Consider the following 16,208-nt stretch of genomic DNA (forward strand, 5'->3'; position numbering starts at 1 on the left):
ATGCTGGAGCTGGACTTTACCCAGACCCTCGGTAGCCACTGCCTGCAGATCCGTGAAACTCTGCCCGCCAGCGGGATCACCGCCGTCTTTGGCGTCTCCGGCGCGGGCAAAACCTCGTTGATTAACGCCATCAGCGGCCTGACCCGACCCCAGGCGGGGCGGATCGTGCTCAACGGCAGGGTGCTGAACGACACCGCGCAGCGTATCTGCCTGGCGCCGGAGCAGCGCCGTATCGGCTATGTCTTTCAGGATGCGCGCCTGTTTCCCCATTATAAAGTGCGCGGCAATCTGCAGTATGGGATGGCGAAATCCATGGTCAGCCAGTTCGATAAGCTGGTGGATCTGCTGGGGATTGCGCCCTTGCTGGATCGTCTGCCGGGCCGGTTATCCGGCGGCGAAAAGCAGCGAGTGGCCATCGGCCGCGCCCTGCTGACCGCACCGGAGCTACTGCTGCTGGATGAGCCGCTGGCCTCGCTGGACATTCCGCGCAAACGCGAACTGTTGCCCTACCTGCAGCGGCTGGCGCAGGAGATCCATATTCCGATGCTCTACGTCAGCCACTCGCTGGATGAGATCCAGCATCTGGCCGATCGCGTGCTGGTGCTGGAGGCCGGTAAGGTGAAAGCTTTCGGTCCGCTGGAGGAGGTCTGGAGCAGCAGCGTGATGCACCCCTGGCTGCCGGCGGAACAGCAGAGTACGATCCTTAGCGCCACCGTCGCCGCGCAGCACCCGCAGTATGCGATGACGGCCCTGGCGCTGGGGGACCAGTTGCTGTGGGTCAACCGGCTCGAACGTCCCGCAGGCGACACCGCACGGATCCGCATTCAGGCGTCGGACGTTTCGCTGACACTGGCCCAGCCGTCCGGGACCAGCATCCGCAATATCTTGCGCGCCGAGGTGGCTCAGTGTCTGGAGGTCAACGGACAGATTGAAGTGCAGCTCAGAGTGAGTGGCCGTCTGCTATGGGGCAGGATTAGCCCATGGGCGCGGGACGACCTGGCGATAGCGCCAGGTCAGCAGGTGTTTGCCCAGATCAAAAGCGTGTCGATCGCCGCCTGATTACAGCAGTTGGCGGTAGATAAACTCGGCGATGCTGGTGGACTCATTGTCGCCGATGACTATGTTGGCGCGGGCTTTCACCTCGTCCACCGCGTTGCCCATCGCCACCCCGGTGCCCGCCGCTTCCAGCATGCTAAGATCGTTGTAGTTATCGCCGAAGGCCACCACATCCTGCATCGACAGCCCCTGGTCGGCCACCCATTGCGCCAGGCGTTTGCCTTTGCTGTTGCCGGCGCGCGCGATATCTACCTGATCGTGCCACGACCATTCGCACTCGAGGCCCAGCGTCTCGCCAACCTGCTGCGCAAACCGCTGCAGGCGGGGAATGTCGTCATCGGTGAGAGCGAATTTCCATACCGCGTTAACTTCGCGAACCGCCTGCGCCAGCGAATCGACCTGAGCGAAAACTGGACGCTGATCTTCCGGTAACGCCTGCGCCCAGTTGCGGGTGCGGATCACATGCCCGGTGGGGTGTTCATAAAGCATCGCGTCGTCCACATATGCCAGGCCGTGGATCTGCTGTTTGGCGAGCATGGCAGTGAGGCTTACCGCTTGCTCTACCGGCATAGGATCGGCGGCCAAAACCTTTTTTGCGTGATAATCATACAAATAGGTGCCATTACAACAAATTGCAGGTGTATCGAGAGCCAGTGCCTGATAAAAAGGATGGATAGCGACGTGATGACGTCCGGTGACGACGATGACCTGATAGCCTGCCTCTCTGGCGCGGGCCAGCGCCTCCAGCGAAGCGGGCAGAATGGTTTTTTTGCTGGTAAGCAGGGTGCCGTCTAAATCCAGGGCAATCACGCGTGTTGTCATGTGTTATTTCCGGTTGATGTTGAAAAGTGACCTGGCCATGATGGTACACCGCCGTGGCGTCAGGACCAATTTTTCCACATCTGCCGTGAATGTCTGTATGCCCTTTGTGCCGCCGTCCGGCGGAAATTCGGCGGACGATGCGAGTATCATGGGCGGATGTCTTATAATTTTCAGGGTGCTGTTATCCTGAAAATGAAAATTCCACGTGCAGTGAGGGAAGGAGTAGTCATGAAACAAACCGTTTATACCGCCAGCCCGGAAAGCCAACAAATCCATGTCTGGAGTCTTGAAGCGGACGGCAAACTGACGCTGGTGCAGGTGGTTGATGCCCCAGGGCAGGTCCAGCCGATGGTGGTCAGCCCCAACAAGGAATTTCTGTACGTTGGCGTTCGTCCGGAGTTTCGCGTGCTGGCCTATCGCATCACGCCGGATAACGGGGCGTTAACCTTTGCGGGCGAAGCTGCGCTGCCGGGCAGCCCGACCCATATCTCTACCGATCACCATGGCCGCTTTGTCTTCAGCGCCTCCTACAATCAGGGCTGTGTCAGCGTGACCCCGCTGCACGACGGCCTGCCGGGCGAAACCATCACCGTGGTGGAAGGGCTGGAAGGCTGCCACTCGGCCAATATCTCCCCGGATAATCGCACCCTGTGGGTGCCGGCGCTGAAGCAGGATCGCATTTGCCTGTTTACCCTCAGCGACGATGGTTTCCTTTCGGCACAGGAGCCCGCGGAAGTGACGACCGTCGAGGGCGCCGGTCCGCGTCACATGGTATTCCATCCCAACCAGCAGTATGGTTACTGCGTCAATGAGCTAAACAGCTCGATTGACGTCTGGGAGCTGAAAGATCCTAAGGGCAACATCGAATGTGTACAGACCCTGGATATGATGCCGCCTGATTTTAGCGGCGTGCGCTGGGCGGCGGATATTCATATCACCCCGGATGGCCGTCATCTTTACGCCTGCGATCGTACCGCCAGCATCATCACGGTGTTCAGCGTTTCGGAAGATGGTAGCGTGCTGGCGGTGGAAGGCTATCAGCCTACCGAGACCCAGCCGCGCGGCTTTAACCTCGATCACAGCGGTAAATATCTCATTGCCGCCGGGCAGAAGTCGCACCATATCGCGGTGTACGATATCGTCGGTGAGCAGGGACTGCTGCAGGAGAAAGGCCGCTATGCGGTTGGGCAGGGGCCGATGTGGGTGGTGGTCAACGCCCACTGAACCGCCATCAGGTAAAAGAAAAAACCTCGCCTTAGCGAGGTTTTTTTTGCTCAGAGCGGACAGGCTCTGCGGAGAAGGAGTTGTCCTGGCGGGCCAGAAGCGTGACGACGTTAGATATCGTCCATGGTGTAGCCAACGACAATCTCCAGCGTTTTTCGGATCACGTCCGCGGTCACCACGTCATCGGTGGTTTCCAGCGCCTGAATCAGCCATAAAATAATGGCCTTATTGTTCAGGTGACCCTCGGACTGGAGAATACTGTTGATGGCGAGCGACATGACGGCGGACTCATCAACCAGTTTATCACCGGCGTTACGGAAATAGTCGGAGAGCGCGGTGTCCTGCAGTCTTGCGTAAATATCTGGTTGCTGATGCATAGTCTGTCTCATCACATTCTCACTCTGTTTAATTCACCATGGTTGGGATAATCAGTGGATCTTTTTAGCTTCCGACGGCATGCTGTCTGGCGCCAGCGAACCTCTGGTTTCCCAACGGCCATTGATTTTCTTTACCTGTAAAGGCGCGTACTTCCGCTGACGGATAAGCTTCGCGCAAATTTCTTCGATCACGGCAGCGATGATCTTTCTACGCTGGCGATCTGGTTCTGTCGCCTGCATTAACCGAAGTCGAACCAGCAGGGTCGGGGTGGTAATCGGGCGATTCGTTTTCAGAAGCGCTAGAACCGCCTCGCCGATGATTTCATCGGTTATTTCCTCAGTTTCACTGTTATTCATAACCGTCTCTATGCATGCCACCCTTTTCCTGAATAGGCGAACGGGCATTCAGGTCAGCAGCAGGTTTGTGGAAGCGATCGCCCCTCATCTGCTACTGCGGCGCTGCAACAGGCGACGATCGATGACGTTATTCCTGGCCAGCAAACAGCAGACCAATTAAGGTCTGATAGTGGCTCTCTTCCTCCGGCGCGCGAGCGCGGTCCAGGCGGCTCAACAGTTTGGTGCATAGCGCTTTGCGGTTGAGATGACGCCCTTCGTTAAGAATATCCATCACGATCTGACCCAGGGTTTCCTGCTGGGAAGGCAAAGATGCTTTGTTGAAATACTGGGCAATTGCGTTCGCTGTATCTGGAATGTAACCATTCTGCTGCATATGTGCTCCTTTCATTTCATTCATCTGTTAACTGCCATTAAACTTATACAATAATTATTAACCTGTACACACAAAGTTGCACAATAATGATTCATGTTAGTTTAACTATATGATTTTTAATTGTTTAATTTTTTTTGCCTGGCGCGGTTCTGGCTTGTAAAGGTGGGGTTTAGCGTTGCATGTTGTACAAGGAAAGAAAAAAAGGAAAACCTTGCACAAAAAAGGGATTTTTAGTGTATCTTTTTTGTTAAGACAAAACGTAGTTTTACGAGACCCTTAGCCTGATAACTGCTACTGTGAATGCTTATCCCTCCCATCTGGAATCACTATGCTAACCACCATCATTTATCGCAGCCATATCTGCGACAATGTCTCATTCAAATCGATCGAGGCCATGGTCGCCAGGGCAAACGAAAGAAATGGGCAGGCGGACGTCACCGGTATTTTACTTTTTAACGGGACGCATTTTTTTCAACTCATTGAGGGGCCTGAAGAAAAGGTTCAGGATATTTATCAGCATATCTGCCAGGATCCTCGCCACTATAATCTGGTGGAGTTGCTTTGCGATTATGCGCCGTCCCGTCGTTTTGGTAAGGTCGGGATGGAACTGTTTGATTTACGCGAACACGATCGCGAGGAAGTTCTGCAGGCGGTGATGGACCGGGGGACGTCAAAATATCAGCTCACCTATGATGACCGGGCGCTGCAATTTTTCCGTACTTTTGTCGAAGCCACAGAAAAAGCGAACTATTTTGAGATTCCTTCCGCAGATAGTTGGGTTTTTATTCCTGATAAGGAGACGTTCTATCCTGATACCCCGATTATCGATAATACGGAAGGTTGTTCCTTTGCCTTCCAGCCGATTGTCGACCCTTTCGCCTGCGAAATTATTTCGTGGGAAGCGCTGTTGCGTACACCGGACGGGCAATCCCCCGGCGCCTATTTTGCCGGGCTGACCGGGGACGATATTTATCTCGCCGACCTGCACAGTAAACGGGTGGCGTTGTCGCTGGCGGGAAAATTAGGTTTACGTAATAAGGCGTTAAGCATTAATTTACTGCCGATGACCATGGTCAAAGCGCCGAATGCGGTGGCTTTCCTGCTCGACGAAATTAGTCGCAATGACCTTATTCCGGAGCAGATTATTGTCGAGTTCACTGAGCGGGAAGTGATTTCGCGGATGGACGATTTTACCGATGCGGTGCGCAAACTGAAGGGCGCGGGAATTAATCTTGCCATCGATCACTTCGGCGCCGGGTTTGCCGGGCTATCGCTGCTGGCGCAATACCAACCCGACAGAATTAAAATCGACCATGAGCTGATACGCAATATCCACCAGGACGGACCGCGCCAGTCGATTGTACAGGCGATTATCAAATGCTGTACTTCTCTGGAGATTGCGGTCTCAGCCGTCGGCGTTGAGCGTGCTGAAGAGTGGATGTGGCTGGAATCAGCCGGTATTTCACAGTTTCAGGGCAATTTGTTCGCCAGCGCGCGCCTGGGGGGCCTACCCGCCGTCGCATGGCCGGAGAAAAAATGAACCACCGCGAAATCAACTAAACATTTTTTCATCTTTTTTCCCGGGCGCTGTGAGCCGCAACCTGATATCTTTATCTGTACAAGAAAATAGAGTTGTACAGGATGCCTGAATTCGTTAGTTTAGGTATTAAGGTATCAGGTTGATGTGAGGCTGCTATGGCGTTTTACAGTATCGGTGAAGTCGCCGAACGTTGCGGAATCAATCCGGTCACACTGCGCGCCTGGCAGCGTCGTTACGGTCTACTGAAACCGCAGCGTAGCGAAGGCGGGCATCGACAATTTGATGAAGAAGATATCCTGCGTATCGAAGAGATCAAGCGCTGGATAGAGCGCGGTGTATCAGTAGGGAAAGTCAAAGCGCTGCTGGAGGATAACCTGCCGGCGGCGCGCGACGAATCCGCGCATCTTCAGGAAGAGATGATGTCCATTCTGCGTTATATGCAGCCCGCCAGAATCCGCGCCAAATTAATGGCGCTCAGTCATCAACACCCCGTCGACACCCTCATCGATAGCCTGTTAGTGCCGGTACGACAGCGTCTCAAGCTGGATCAGAATACCTCGCTGGTGATTAGCAGCATGCTGGACGGCCTGTTAATTGACTGCGTAGCGTTGTTTCTCGCCGAAGCGCGTAAAAAAAATGGCAAAGAGACGCTGCTGGTGGGCTGGAGCAATGAGGACAGGACGCGTCTGTGGCTGGAGGCATGGCGTCTTTCCCAACGCGGCTGGCATGTCAACGTTCTCGCCGAACCGCTGGAGTCGCCGCGGCCTGAGCTATTTCCCGGGCAGCATATTTTCGTCTGGACCGGACGTGCCGCCACGCCTCTGCAGGAGGAGTTGCTCAGCCACTGGCAGGAGCAGGGCTTCAGCATCCATTTTCACGGCCAAAATTAAGCGCCCCGATCCGTGGTGCGGATCAGGGCTTGAGTGCTGGGTTACAGGTGAATCTGGCTCCAGGATTTGAACGTTTCGCTGCGGCTGATATTAAAAAAATCGGTTCTACCGCTGCAGCCGAGCTTTTTAATCAGATTCAGCCGGATCTGATAAATGGTTTTTATATGCAGATTTAGCGACCGGCCAATGCTGGCGACCGCTTCGCCATTGCTGATAAGTTGAATAACTTTCTTTTCCCGCTCGGTAAACTGCACCGAGGCGCCTGGCGCCGGATGGGTTTTGTAATAGCGGGTGGGTTGATGCAGAAATATCTTTAACTCTTCCGGCGTCGAGTTGGCCGGTAAGCGCAGCATAGGCAGTTCACTAAGAAAATTAAGATCGTTGCCTTCGGTTAACAGAATAAATAATGTATCCCGCCGATTATAGTTGTGCTGCAGTACCGCGAAATAATTGTCGCTGGTGAAGAAAACATGTTTTTTGCGGAAGTAAGATGCCGGCAGGCTATTCAGGATCAGCGACATCCCATAGAGAAGAAAACCATTATCAAACCACAGATCGTAATGCTCAGAACGATAGCAAGTATTATGGTGTGACATTTTTTTGCCTCAGTTAGCCGATAGAGACCCAGGCGCGCCGGTACAGCAGGTCGAAGCCTGCTGCCAGCACAGTGGGTTTATTTAATGATGAGGTTTGCTGTACAGCATATCCAGCGCCTGCAGATAGAGATCGGAAAGTATTTCGTTACTTTCCGTTTGCAGACGATGCTGGATTTCCGTAATCATCCGCTCATTATTTACCGTTCTGTGCTGCTTAATGAGCGTATTCTCAATATTCTTCATCAGGGCCGAATTGAAGACAAACTCTGCTGGAATGGTATTTTTAATATGCATAGCTCGAACTCTCCCACGTATAAAGCAAACAGACAATAAAAGTCGCAGCGTACCGTTGGTACGCGCCAAGTCACGAACAGGAAATGTATAACCAGGAACCACCGTCCGACTCGCTGCGCAATCGTCAAGCTTCCCCGCTTTGTTGCGCAACAAGCAGTTAACACTCCAAAACTATAGACGCTGATTTCACTATGTACAACTTTTTTCATTACTATATGTACAACGTAACGGCTTATTTTTTGTGTGTGTTTTAATTTGTTGATTTATAACAATTTTATTAAGTGATAACTTGTACAGAAAAGTCGGGTTGTGCAGGATTTAGCTGTAAAACCAGCGGGAAGAAGCTGATGATGGTAGAAGAAAGCCAATTGTGAAAATTCTGTCATGGCTGGCGAAATGCATGAAATTGCGCCGACGCGCGAAGGGGTAAACAGCAACGCTGTCGTCGACAGGTGGCTTTCTTCCGCGTCGGAGTCTGAGCATAGCGGAATCTATGGTCACTCCCGTTTTTGCAACACCGATTTTGACGACAAGTTGGCTTGCTTGAATCTATCCGGCGTCTGAATGGGATTTTATTCCCGCGCCTTGATGAGTTCCGCGCCTGATGAACCTCCAGAAAATATACGGCTTCAATGAGCCTTTCCGTTTTACAGGTTCCTCAACAGGCCGGTGGGCCGTTAGTATCATCAATATCAGTATTCGCAAAACCAGATCAGTAATTCTTTAAACCGGTGTATTTCTGCCGTTATGCTACATAAGTTTGCTGTCGTGCCGTTAGGGCCCAGGCTATTCTGGCCAGCTTGTTTGCCAGAGCACAAGTGACGACAAAGTTGCTTTTCCGGCACAGTAAATCCCTGACCCAATCGGCCAATTTGCCAGACTGGTGTTCCAGTTTTTGTATGAATACCCTGGCACATTGAACCAACAAAGTTCGGATCTTTTTATTACCTCGCTTACTAATTCCCAGCAATGTCGTCCTACCTCCCGTGCTGTACTGCCGAGGTACAAGCCCTGTTGCCGCCGCAAAGTCACGGCTGCTGGCGTACTGCTTCCCGTCGCCAATCTCAGTTGAAATAGTACTCGCTGTCAGTGTTCCGACGCAGGGAATGCTCAGCAAGCGCTGTCCAACCTCATCTTCGTCCAACTTTCGTTTCAACTGGGATTCCAAATCTTTAATCTGCTCAACAAGATAGTGATAATGCTGTTGTAATTTCAGCAATAACTGGCTGAGGTAAAGAGGCAAACTATTATCCTCAAGAATGGTACTCAGTCGGCTAATAACGGCAGCTCCTCGGGGAACGCTAATGCCAAATTCCAGCAGAAAAGCATGCATTTGATTGGTTGTTTTTACCTTATCCTGAACCAGGGATTCACGGACACGATGCAGAGCCCGCATTGCCTGCTGAGATTCCGTTCTGGGCTGCACAAAACGCATAGACGGACGCGATGCAGCTTCACAAATAGCTTCGGCGTCGACAAAGTCGTTTTTATTGCTTTTAACGAACGGGCGGACAAATTGTGGTGATATCAGCTTTGGGGAATGCCCCAACTCTTCCAACTTGCGTGCCATAAAGTGAGAACCGCCACAGGCTTCCATTGCGATGGTTGTAGCGGGGCATGTCGCCAAAAATTCGATCAACTTTGGCCGGGTAAATTTTTTACGGTAAACAGCCTTCCCGCGACGATCCTGGCAATGAATATGGAAAGAGTTTTTACCCAGATCGATACCAATGAGCGCAATGTTTTCCATGATAGTTCTCCGAATGAAAGCCTGTCCTCAGCATAGTACCGGGAAGGAGGGAGTGACCATCTCATTAAATATGATGAGGCTTTGTCTGCTTTTTGCACAGTAAGGTAAAGGGGTAACGTCTGCCATGTCGTAAACGGCCCATTCGATTTGTTGGCGAATAAGGGCTGTGCTACGCTTTTTGGTAACGACGCGGCGGTTTGGCATCGTTATCTTTCCCCCATTTCCCTGTCGAGTCTTATACCCCTGTCACGACCGGTAAATACGGCAAAAGCTTTCTGTCCCTGGACAGGCCTTGAGGACTGAGGAGGGAAAATGCGCGGCAAAAGCGTGATGCTCCTGGCCGGGTTAGCCTCTCTCGCGCAGGCGAACGAACTTAACCTCTATTCTGTGAATACCGGTTCCTATGTTTACCATCTGACCAATAATCACGGACAATATACAGAGAATTTCGAAAATCATGTTTTCTCAGTGGAGCGGAAATTCTCTGCAGACTCCAAATACAGCCTTCTGCTTGGCACTATGAATAACAGCTTCAACGATCGCTGCCTGGCGCTGGGGGTGAGAAGAGACTGGTACCACAGCGGCAGCGGGTGGACCTTCAAAGGCGTTTACGGCTATACCGGCGAATTCTTCTTCGACGCCTTCGAGCATTGCGGCGATCATGGCTCCTATAAAGACTTTAAGGACGCCACGGGGATCGGCTTTTCACCCTATATCTACCACGCTATCCAGTATAACTTCACCGATTATTTCGCCGTTGAAAGCGGCATTATTATTCCCAGCGTGTTTGTGATCAGTATCCAGTGGAGCTTCCGCTAAATCGTCCCGTTGTCGGTTACAAGGTAATCACCTTCCTGAGCAGCGTACTGGAGAGCGCGGCAAGGGAAATGAGCACCGACAGGACAAAGGTCAGCGCTATTACCCCCAACTTGGTGGCTAGCGAATGCACAGGGATGAGCATCACCAGCAGGTGAAACACGGAATAGTGGAGGATATAAACTCCGGTCATCGCTTTACTGACCGTCGCCAGCACGGCCTCTTTCCACTCGCGGTTCTTTTTAAACTGCACGGCGTTAGCGGCGATAACCAGCAGGACGATCAGGATATAAATTTGCGATCCCGTGAGAATGAACGCATTACGATCTGCTTTAAACAGGGCGAAGAAGAAATGGCGTTCATAAAACCAGGTAAATAAATAGACAAAGGGCAGGGCGATAATCGACCCTTTAATCACCTGTGGGTTGCGTATCCACTCCGCGACCTTTGGATCGTTAAACAACTGCCCGGTTAAATAAAACAGTAGCCATGTCCACAGGCGATACTGCGGCGGCAAACTGAAAAGATGTCTGTCCGGGTAGATCACCGAGAGCAGGTCGTAACCGTAGGAGCAGCACAGCAGCGTCAGGAGCACGGCGAAAAAGAGCCCGCGCCGCTGGCTGAGCCAGGCGATCAAAGGATGAAAGGTATAGATGACAATCAGGGCGAAAATAAACCAGGGCTGGATCAGGTAGCCGCGCTGGTAAGGCTCCCAGACATAATAGACCGTCACCCAAAACAGAAAGACGATGACCACGCTTTTAATTTTACCAATTTGCCAGTTGGCATCGTGGCGCGTCTGCGCATCAAGATAGCCGGCCACGACAAAAAACAGCGGCGTCGCGATGGTCGAGATAAATGTCAGCAGCCCGAGGATCCAGTGATAGTCATAATCAAAGCGATCCCAGGTGTTATAGATGGTGAAAAAGGTCACCGCTGTCATACAGCCTAATGTCTTGATAATGCTCAGACCGGTACTGTTCATCGTTGAGGCGTCATATCCTTATGGTGAAAGCAGGCGTAAATCACCGGCAGAACCAGCAGCGTCAGCACGGTGGCAAAGGCGAGGCCGAACATGATCACCACCGCCATACTCTGGAAAAAGACATCGCGCAGCAGCGGGGCCAGGCCAAGTACGGTGGTGAAGGCGGTCAGCAGGATCGGCCGCAGACGAGAGGTTGCCGCATCAATAATAGCTTGTCGTTGATCTTTCTCCTGTTTTTGTTGCTCTATCTCTTCTACCAGCACAATGCCGTTACGGATCAGCATACCGCTCAGGCTGAGCAAGCCGATTAAGGCCATAAAGCCGAAGGGGATGCCGGTAAGCAGAAAGCCGGGTGTGACCCCGATCAGCGCCAGCGGAACGGTCAGCCAGATGGCGACGGCGTTTTTCAGCGAACTGAACATCAGCACCGTTATGATAAACATCACCAGATAGCCAAGCGGCAGGGTTGTAAACAGCCCCTGCTGCGCCTCACTGGAGTTCTCGGCATCGCCGCCCCATTCGATACGGTAGCCGTGCGGCAGCGGCAGTGCGTCAATGCGCGGTTTCACCCGCGCGAGAATATCACCCGAGGTTTGGCCGCTTAGCGGGCTGGGGTCGGTCTGGACCGTCAGTACCCGGGTACGATCCCGGCGGAGGATCAACGGATCTTCCCACTCCAGGGCGAAACCATTGATGACGTTACTCAGCGGGATATATTGCTGGCGACTCTGGCTCCAGACCAGCACATTATTCAGATGGTTGGCATCCTGACGTTCTGCTTCCGGCGGCCGGACGATCACTGGCAGCAGATCGGCCCCTTCACGATATAACCCGGCGCGACTCCCGGAGAAATTCATCTCCAGCGCGTTATCAATATCCTGTTTATCCACCCCCAGCTCGCGTCCCAGCGCCGGGGAATACTGCGGGCGGATCACTTTGCTGCGGTTCTGCCAGTCATTACGCACGCTGTCGGTCGCCGGGTCCGCGGCGAGGATATCGCCTATCTGACTCGCCAGCGCGCGCAGCGTATCCGGGTCTGGGCCCTTAATGCGCACCTCAATCGCGCTATCTCCGGAGGGGCCGAACATAATGCGTTTGGTGCTGGCGTTAACCTGCGGGTAGTTTCTGGCAATCCAGTCCTCCACGTGGCGGGTGACAGGGGCGATGCCGCGTTGATCATCCATCCGCACCATAATCTGCGCGTAGTTGCTGTACTGGCGCTGCCCGCTGTAGGTGAGAATGAAACGCATACTGCCCTGGCCGATGGTGGAGACGGTGGTGACCACCCCCGGCTGACCGGCTATCGACCGCTCGATATCCCGGGTCATCTTCTCCGTGGCGTTTATATCGGTACCGTAGGGTAGCCACAGGTCGACAAAGAATATAGGCGTATTCGATGACGGAAAAAAATTCTGCCGAACAAAGGTAAAGCCCCAGATCGCTCCGGCTAACAGCGCACCCATCAGCAACAGGGTCAGGGTCTTTTGCTGCAGCAGTATTCGCAGCGCCTGCTGATAGCCACGGTAAAAGCTGCCGCGGTAAGGATCGGCCTTTTCCTCCGCGGCGGCGGCCGACGGGGCGTTTTTAAACAGCCACCACTTAATAAGCACCGGGGTGATGGTCAGAGCGGAAAACCAGCTCAGCATCAGGGAGATCAGCAGCACCTGGAACAGCGATTTGCAATACTCCCCGGTAGAGTCCTGGGAGAGGCCAATCGGCGCGAAGGCGAGGATGGCGATGATCGTCGCGCCAAGCAGCGGCAGCGCAGAGCGACGGAGCACATAGTTAATCGCGCCCAGTAACGGAGAGCCTTGCTGACGGGCGATGAGCACCCCTTCGACAATCACAATGGCATTGTCCACCAACATACTCAGGGCGATGATAAGCGCTCCGAGGGAGATCCGTTGTAGTTCGATCCCCCAGATATACATGATAAGCAGGGTGCCGAGAACGTTGAGCGCCAGCGACAGAGCAATAATAATCCCGCTGCGCACCCCCATAAATACCAGCAGCACGCCGACGACAATCGCCAGGGCCATCAGAAAATTGGTAATAAAGCCATTGACCGAGTGGGCCACCTCAGCTGCCTGATCGTAAAAAATAGCGATGTCGATGCCCGCCGGTTTGTCGGCGGCCATCTGCTGGAGGCGGGCCTCGAGAGCGTGGCCGACGTCAATAACGTTGACGCCAGGGATAAAAGAAACTCCCATGGTCACCGCCTGGCGCCCGTTGGCATGATAGATACTGGCCGGCGAGTCGGTTAGCCCGCGCGACAGCGTAGCAATATCCCGCAGTCGGGTGGTGGCGCTGGCGCCGTGAGGGCTGACCAGCAGATCTCCCAGCTCATCGATGCTCTGAAACTCACCGGTGGGGTGGAGGCGGATCGATTCGCTGCCAACGCGGATCTCCCCGGCGCTGGACACCACGTTAAGTCGGGCCAGGATTGCGGCGAGCTGGTTGAGGGTGATCCCGCGCGCCGCCATCTTCGCCAGCGAGATATCCACATTGATCTGCTGCGGAATGACGCCGCCGATAGCGACTTTACCGACCCCCGGCACCAGCACCAGCTCCCGGCGCAACTGTTCGGCATAGCGCACCAGCTCCGGGTTGGTAAAACTGTCGCCCGAGATAGCGAAGAAAAAGCCAAACACATCGCCAAAGTCATCGTTGACGAAAGGGGGGACTACGCCAGGGGGGAAAAGGCGGCTGGCGTCACCGACCCGGCGACGTAGCTCATCCCAGATTTGCGGCAGCTCGCTGGAATGGTACTGCGAAGCAATATTCACCGTAATTTGCGATAAGCCATTCGAGGAGATGGAGCTGACGTTATCCAGCGAGGGAAGCTGCTGAATCGCGTTTTCCAGCGGCAGGGTAACCTCCTCTTCCACCTGCTGAGCGGACGCGCCAGGGTAGTGGGTGACGATCACCGCCGTTTTGATGGTGAAGGCGGGATCTTCCAGGCGGCCGATATTGAGCAGGGCGAGCAGGCCACCCACCCCTAACAGCAAAATGGCTAACCAGACGCGGGTCGGGTTGTTAATAAACTGACGGGAAATATCCATTTATAATCCTCGTTCACGCGTCCAGACCCGCACCGGCTGCCCGGCATGCAGCTCGCTCACGCCCGCCGCAACCACCTGTTCACCCGCGCGGAGACCGTCGGTGATCGCCACTCCCTGCGAAGTCACCTCGCCGACGGCGACCTTACGCTCCTCAAGATATCGATGCGCGTTATCGCCTTTCACCACCCAGACTACCGGCTCGTTCTTTGGCCGGTTATCGGGGTTAAACACCGCCTCCGCTGGCACAATGAGGGTTTCCCGTCCGGCGCTGGCCGGTAAATTGCCGAGATTGACCGTCACGGTGCCGCTGACCCCGCCGACGGCGGGAAAATCATCTGGCCGCGGCATGGTTAACACGATCTGCCAGGTGAGGGTGCTATTGTCGCTGCTGCCGGTATGCTCTTTGTATTCCGCGGTAAACTCGCGGCCCGGCAGGGTATTGATCCTGACGACGGGACGGTAGGCGGTATTGCGGATATCCAGGGAGGTGAACAGATTTTCGGGAATGCTGAAGACCACATCCAGCAGGTCGGTCCGCGTCAGGGTGATCACCGGTTGGCCGGCGGCGACCACCTGATGGTTGCGGATATGCACGCCGGCGGCAATCCCGCTAAAGGGCGCGATGAGGCTCATTTGCGCCAGCTCTTCGCGAGCGATTTTTAAGGCCGCATTGGCGGCATCGCGATTGGCGCGCTGCACGTCCATCTCCGCCTGGGAAATCGCCTGGCGCCCGGCCAGAGTCTGGAAGCGGTCGAACTGACGCTGGGCGAGAGTGGCCGCCGTTTGCCGCTCATTGACCCGTTGCTGGGCCTCGCGGGCATTCAGGCGCGCCAGCGTTTGCCCCTGGGCGACGCTTGCCCCCTGACGAATATCTAGCGACTCCACCTGGCCACCCCGCTTAAACGACAGTTCGGTGGAATCGCCAGACTCAATGCGTGCCGGAAACGTTCGCTGCTGGGTATTGCCCACGGCGGTCACCTGCGCCACTTTAACCATGCGCGGGGCGGACTCGACGGTGGGTGCTTTCTGATCGCAAGCGGTTGTAAATATAATAACAACCGGGATGAGAGAAAAATAACGGTTCACAATATTCCCCTCAGATTCAGGATTTATTTTACATTTTTATTACATGGCGCCTGCTTATTCTGCGAGAGCGGCGACGACCAGATAAGTGAAGAGCCCCACCGCTGTGCAGGCGACAATGGCCAGCGCGACAAACAAACCCAGGCGTAACAGGCTATAACCCAACATAATTTCCTCCCTTTACTCCCATCCGAACCGTGAATGTCATTTAATTCGGCCCCCACTGTGACCACCGGACATTCGGAGCGGCATGCCTGCTTGTAATCAGCATAGTCGGAGAAAATATGAAGTGTTAAAAAAGAGAATGCCGCGAGCGTTGGCGGCATTGAGGGGAAAGCGCAGGAGATCCGCAGGGAATATGCGGTTTTTATAATATTTTTCAGTCTATTAATCCGCCATTTTCTAATGTTAATTTTCCTGAGCTACGTTTAATAACATCTATTCCGCTCGCCGCTTCTGTTGTTGAGATTTCGTTCCTCCCCAAGTAAGGGGCTATTCATCACTACGCATTGTATTGGTAATAAAAGGATTATCTCATGTATAAAAATATCGTTGTTCCCGTTGACGTGTTTGATGCGGGCCTGGCCGACAAAGCGCTCTCTCATGCGAAATTCCTCGCCCAACATTCTGCCGGGCAAATTCATCTTATCCATGTTATTCCGGCCTTTTCTCCTGTATTAACCCGCGGATTTATCACTGATGCCCGAAAGATGGAAGACCATTTGCTTAATACCGCTAAGGAAAAGCTGAGCGAGCTGGTGAAGAAAAATGGGCTTGCGGAAGACGCCAGCCATCTTTATGTGCGCAGTGGCAATGTTCGCGATCAAGTGATTGCCCTGACCGATGAGCTGAAAGCGGATGTGGTGATTGTCGGTTCGCGCAATCCGGGTATCCAGACTCATCTGCTGGGCTCGGAAGCGGCCAATATCGTGCGCTATGCCCATGTACCAGTGTTCGTTGTGCGCTGATGATGGCGGGATGTC

At 53.9% G+C, this 16,208-nt stretch carries 17 protein-coding genes; 7 read left to right on the top strand and 10 right to left on the bottom strand.

Annotated elements, in window-relative coordinates:
• Positions 1–1,059, top strand: a complete 1,059-nt coding sequence (gene modC / locus BHE81_RS19820; RefSeq protein ID WP_023302152.1) for a molybdenum ABC transporter ATP-binding protein ModC — start codon at positions 1–3, stop codon at positions 1,057–1,059.
• Here the strand turns inward: modC and BHE81_RS19825 are convergent, their stop codons facing one another.
• Positions 1,060–1,878, bottom strand: coding sequence for a pyridoxal phosphatase (locus BHE81_RS19825; RefSeq protein WP_002895164.1), 819 nt, complete (start codon positions 1,876–1,878; stop codon positions 1,060–1,062).
• A 228-nt stretch (positions 1,879–2,106) separates the two neighbouring features.
• On the opposite strand from BHE81_RS19825, the gene pgl reads away from it, so the two are divergent.
• Positions 2,107–3,102 (top strand): 6-phosphogluconolactonase, encoded by a 996-nt coding sequence (gene pgl / locus BHE81_RS19830; protein ID WP_004183458.1) that lies wholly within the window; start codon positions 2,107–2,109, stop codon positions 3,100–3,102.
• 110 nt (positions 3,103–3,212) lie between these two features.
• Here the strand turns inward: pgl and BHE81_RS19835 are convergent, their stop codons facing one another.
• The 3 genes from BHE81_RS19835 to ycgZ all read right to left on the bottom strand — a co-directional run bounded on the left by BHE81_RS19835 (position 3,213) and on the right by ycgZ (position 4,209).
• Positions 3,213–3,479 carry a biofilm development regulator YmgB/AriR family protein gene (locus tag BHE81_RS19835; RefSeq protein ID WP_002895168.1) on the bottom strand — a complete coding sequence of 89 codons (267 nt, stop codon included), beginning with the start codon at positions 3,477–3,479 and terminating at the stop codon, positions 3,213–3,215.
• A gap of 51 nt (positions 3,480–3,530) precedes the next feature.
• Positions 3,531–3,836 carry a hypothetical protein gene (locus BHE81_RS19840; protein ID WP_004147654.1) on the bottom strand — a complete coding sequence of 102 codons (306 nt, stop codon included), beginning with the start codon at positions 3,834–3,836 and terminating at the stop codon, positions 3,531–3,533.
• Positions 3,837–3,963: 127 nt separating this feature from the next.
• Positions 3,964–4,209 carry a regulatory protein YcgZ gene (gene ycgZ / locus BHE81_RS19845; protein WP_004151693.1) on the bottom strand — a complete coding sequence of 82 codons (246 nt, stop codon included), beginning with the start codon at positions 4,207–4,209 and terminating at the stop codon, positions 3,964–3,966.
• 328 nt (positions 4,210–4,537) lie between these two features.
• Between ycgZ and BHE81_RS19850 the strand changes: the two genes are divergently transcribed.
• Both BHE81_RS19850 and BHE81_RS19855 read left to right on the top strand, forming a co-directional pair.
• Entirely contained in the window at positions 4,538–5,749 is a 1,212-nt protein-coding gene (locus tag BHE81_RS19850) for a diguanylate phosphodiesterase (RefSeq protein WP_004176831.1), read from the top strand.
• Positions 5,750–5,904: 155 nt separating this feature from the next.
• Positions 5,905–6,639 carry a MerR family transcriptional regulator gene (locus BHE81_RS19855; RefSeq protein WP_004176830.1) on the top strand — a complete coding sequence of 245 codons (735 nt, stop codon included), beginning with the start codon at positions 5,905–5,907 and terminating at the stop codon, positions 6,637–6,639.
• Positions 6,640–6,680: 41 nt separating this feature from the next.
• Here the strand turns inward: BHE81_RS19855 and BHE81_RS19860 are convergent, their stop codons facing one another.
• Complete coding sequence (locus BHE81_RS19860) at positions 6,681–7,235, bottom strand: helix-turn-helix transcriptional regulator (RefSeq protein WP_004151695.1); 555 nt, start codon at positions 7,233–7,235, stop codon at positions 6,681–6,683.
• An 81-nt stretch (positions 7,236–7,316) separates the two neighbouring features.
• The gene (locus BHE81_RS19865) at positions 7,317–7,529 is read right to left on the bottom strand and encodes a biofilm development regulator YmgB/AriR family protein (protein WP_002895280.1); all 213 of its coding nucleotides are present in this window, start codon (positions 7,527–7,529) and stop codon (positions 7,317–7,319) included.
• 384 nt (positions 7,530–7,913) lie between these two features.
• Here BHE81_RS19865 and BHE81_RS28830 point away from each other — a divergent pair, with 384 nt between their 5' ends.
• The gene (locus BHE81_RS28830; protein WP_077254074.1) at positions 7,914–8,093 is read left to right on the top strand and encodes a hypothetical protein; all 180 of its coding nucleotides are present in this window, start codon (positions 7,914–7,916) and stop codon (positions 8,091–8,093) included.
• A 181-nt stretch (positions 8,094–8,274) separates the two neighbouring features.
• Here the strand turns inward: BHE81_RS28830 and BHE81_RS19875 are convergent, their stop codons facing one another.
• Entirely contained in the window at positions 8,275–9,279 is a 1,005-nt protein-coding gene (locus tag BHE81_RS19875) for an IS110-like element IS4321 family transposase (protein ID WP_000427623.1), read from the bottom strand.
• A gap of 312 nt (positions 9,280–9,591) precedes the next feature.
• On the opposite strand from BHE81_RS19875, the gene BHE81_RS19880 reads away from it, so the two are divergent.
• Positions 9,592–10,098, top strand: coding sequence for a hypothetical protein (locus BHE81_RS19880; protein ID WP_023302150.1), 507 nt, complete (start codon positions 9,592–9,594; stop codon positions 10,096–10,098).
• A 16-nt stretch (positions 10,099–10,114) separates the two neighbouring features.
• Here the strand turns inward: BHE81_RS19880 and BHE81_RS19885 are convergent, their stop codons facing one another.
• From BHE81_RS19885 to BHE81_RS19895, 3 genes are read right to left on the bottom strand one after another with little or no spacing between them, the layout of a single operon-like run.
• Complete coding sequence (locus BHE81_RS19885) at positions 10,115–11,038, bottom strand: acyltransferase (RefSeq protein WP_002895284.1); 924 nt, start codon at positions 11,036–11,038, stop codon at positions 10,115–10,117.
• A 38-nt stretch (positions 11,039–11,076) separates the two neighbouring features.
• Complete coding sequence (locus tag BHE81_RS19890) at positions 11,077–14,142, bottom strand: efflux RND transporter permease subunit (protein WP_023342924.1); 3,066 nt, start codon at positions 14,140–14,142, stop codon at positions 11,077–11,079.
• Positions 14,143–15,228, bottom strand: a complete 1,086-nt coding sequence (locus tag BHE81_RS19895) for an efflux RND transporter periplasmic adaptor subunit (RefSeq protein WP_004183463.1) — start codon at positions 15,226–15,228, stop codon at positions 14,143–14,145. It lies immediately after the preceding gene.
• 533 nt (positions 15,229–15,761) lie between these two features.
• Between BHE81_RS19895 and BHE81_RS19900 the strand changes: the two genes are divergently transcribed.
• On the top strand, positions 15,762–16,193 hold the full coding sequence (locus tag BHE81_RS19900; RefSeq protein WP_110246612.1) for a universal stress protein: 432 nt from the start codon (positions 15,762–15,764) through the stop codon (positions 16,191–16,193).
• Positions 16,194–16,208 lie beyond the last annotated feature (15 nt).

It is taken from the genome of Klebsiella sp. AqSCr (assembly GCF_008452795.1).
In the GTDB taxonomy this organism is placed as follows: Bacteria; Pseudomonadota; Gammaproteobacteria; order Enterobacterales; family Enterobacteriaceae; genus Klebsiella; species Klebsiella pneumoniae.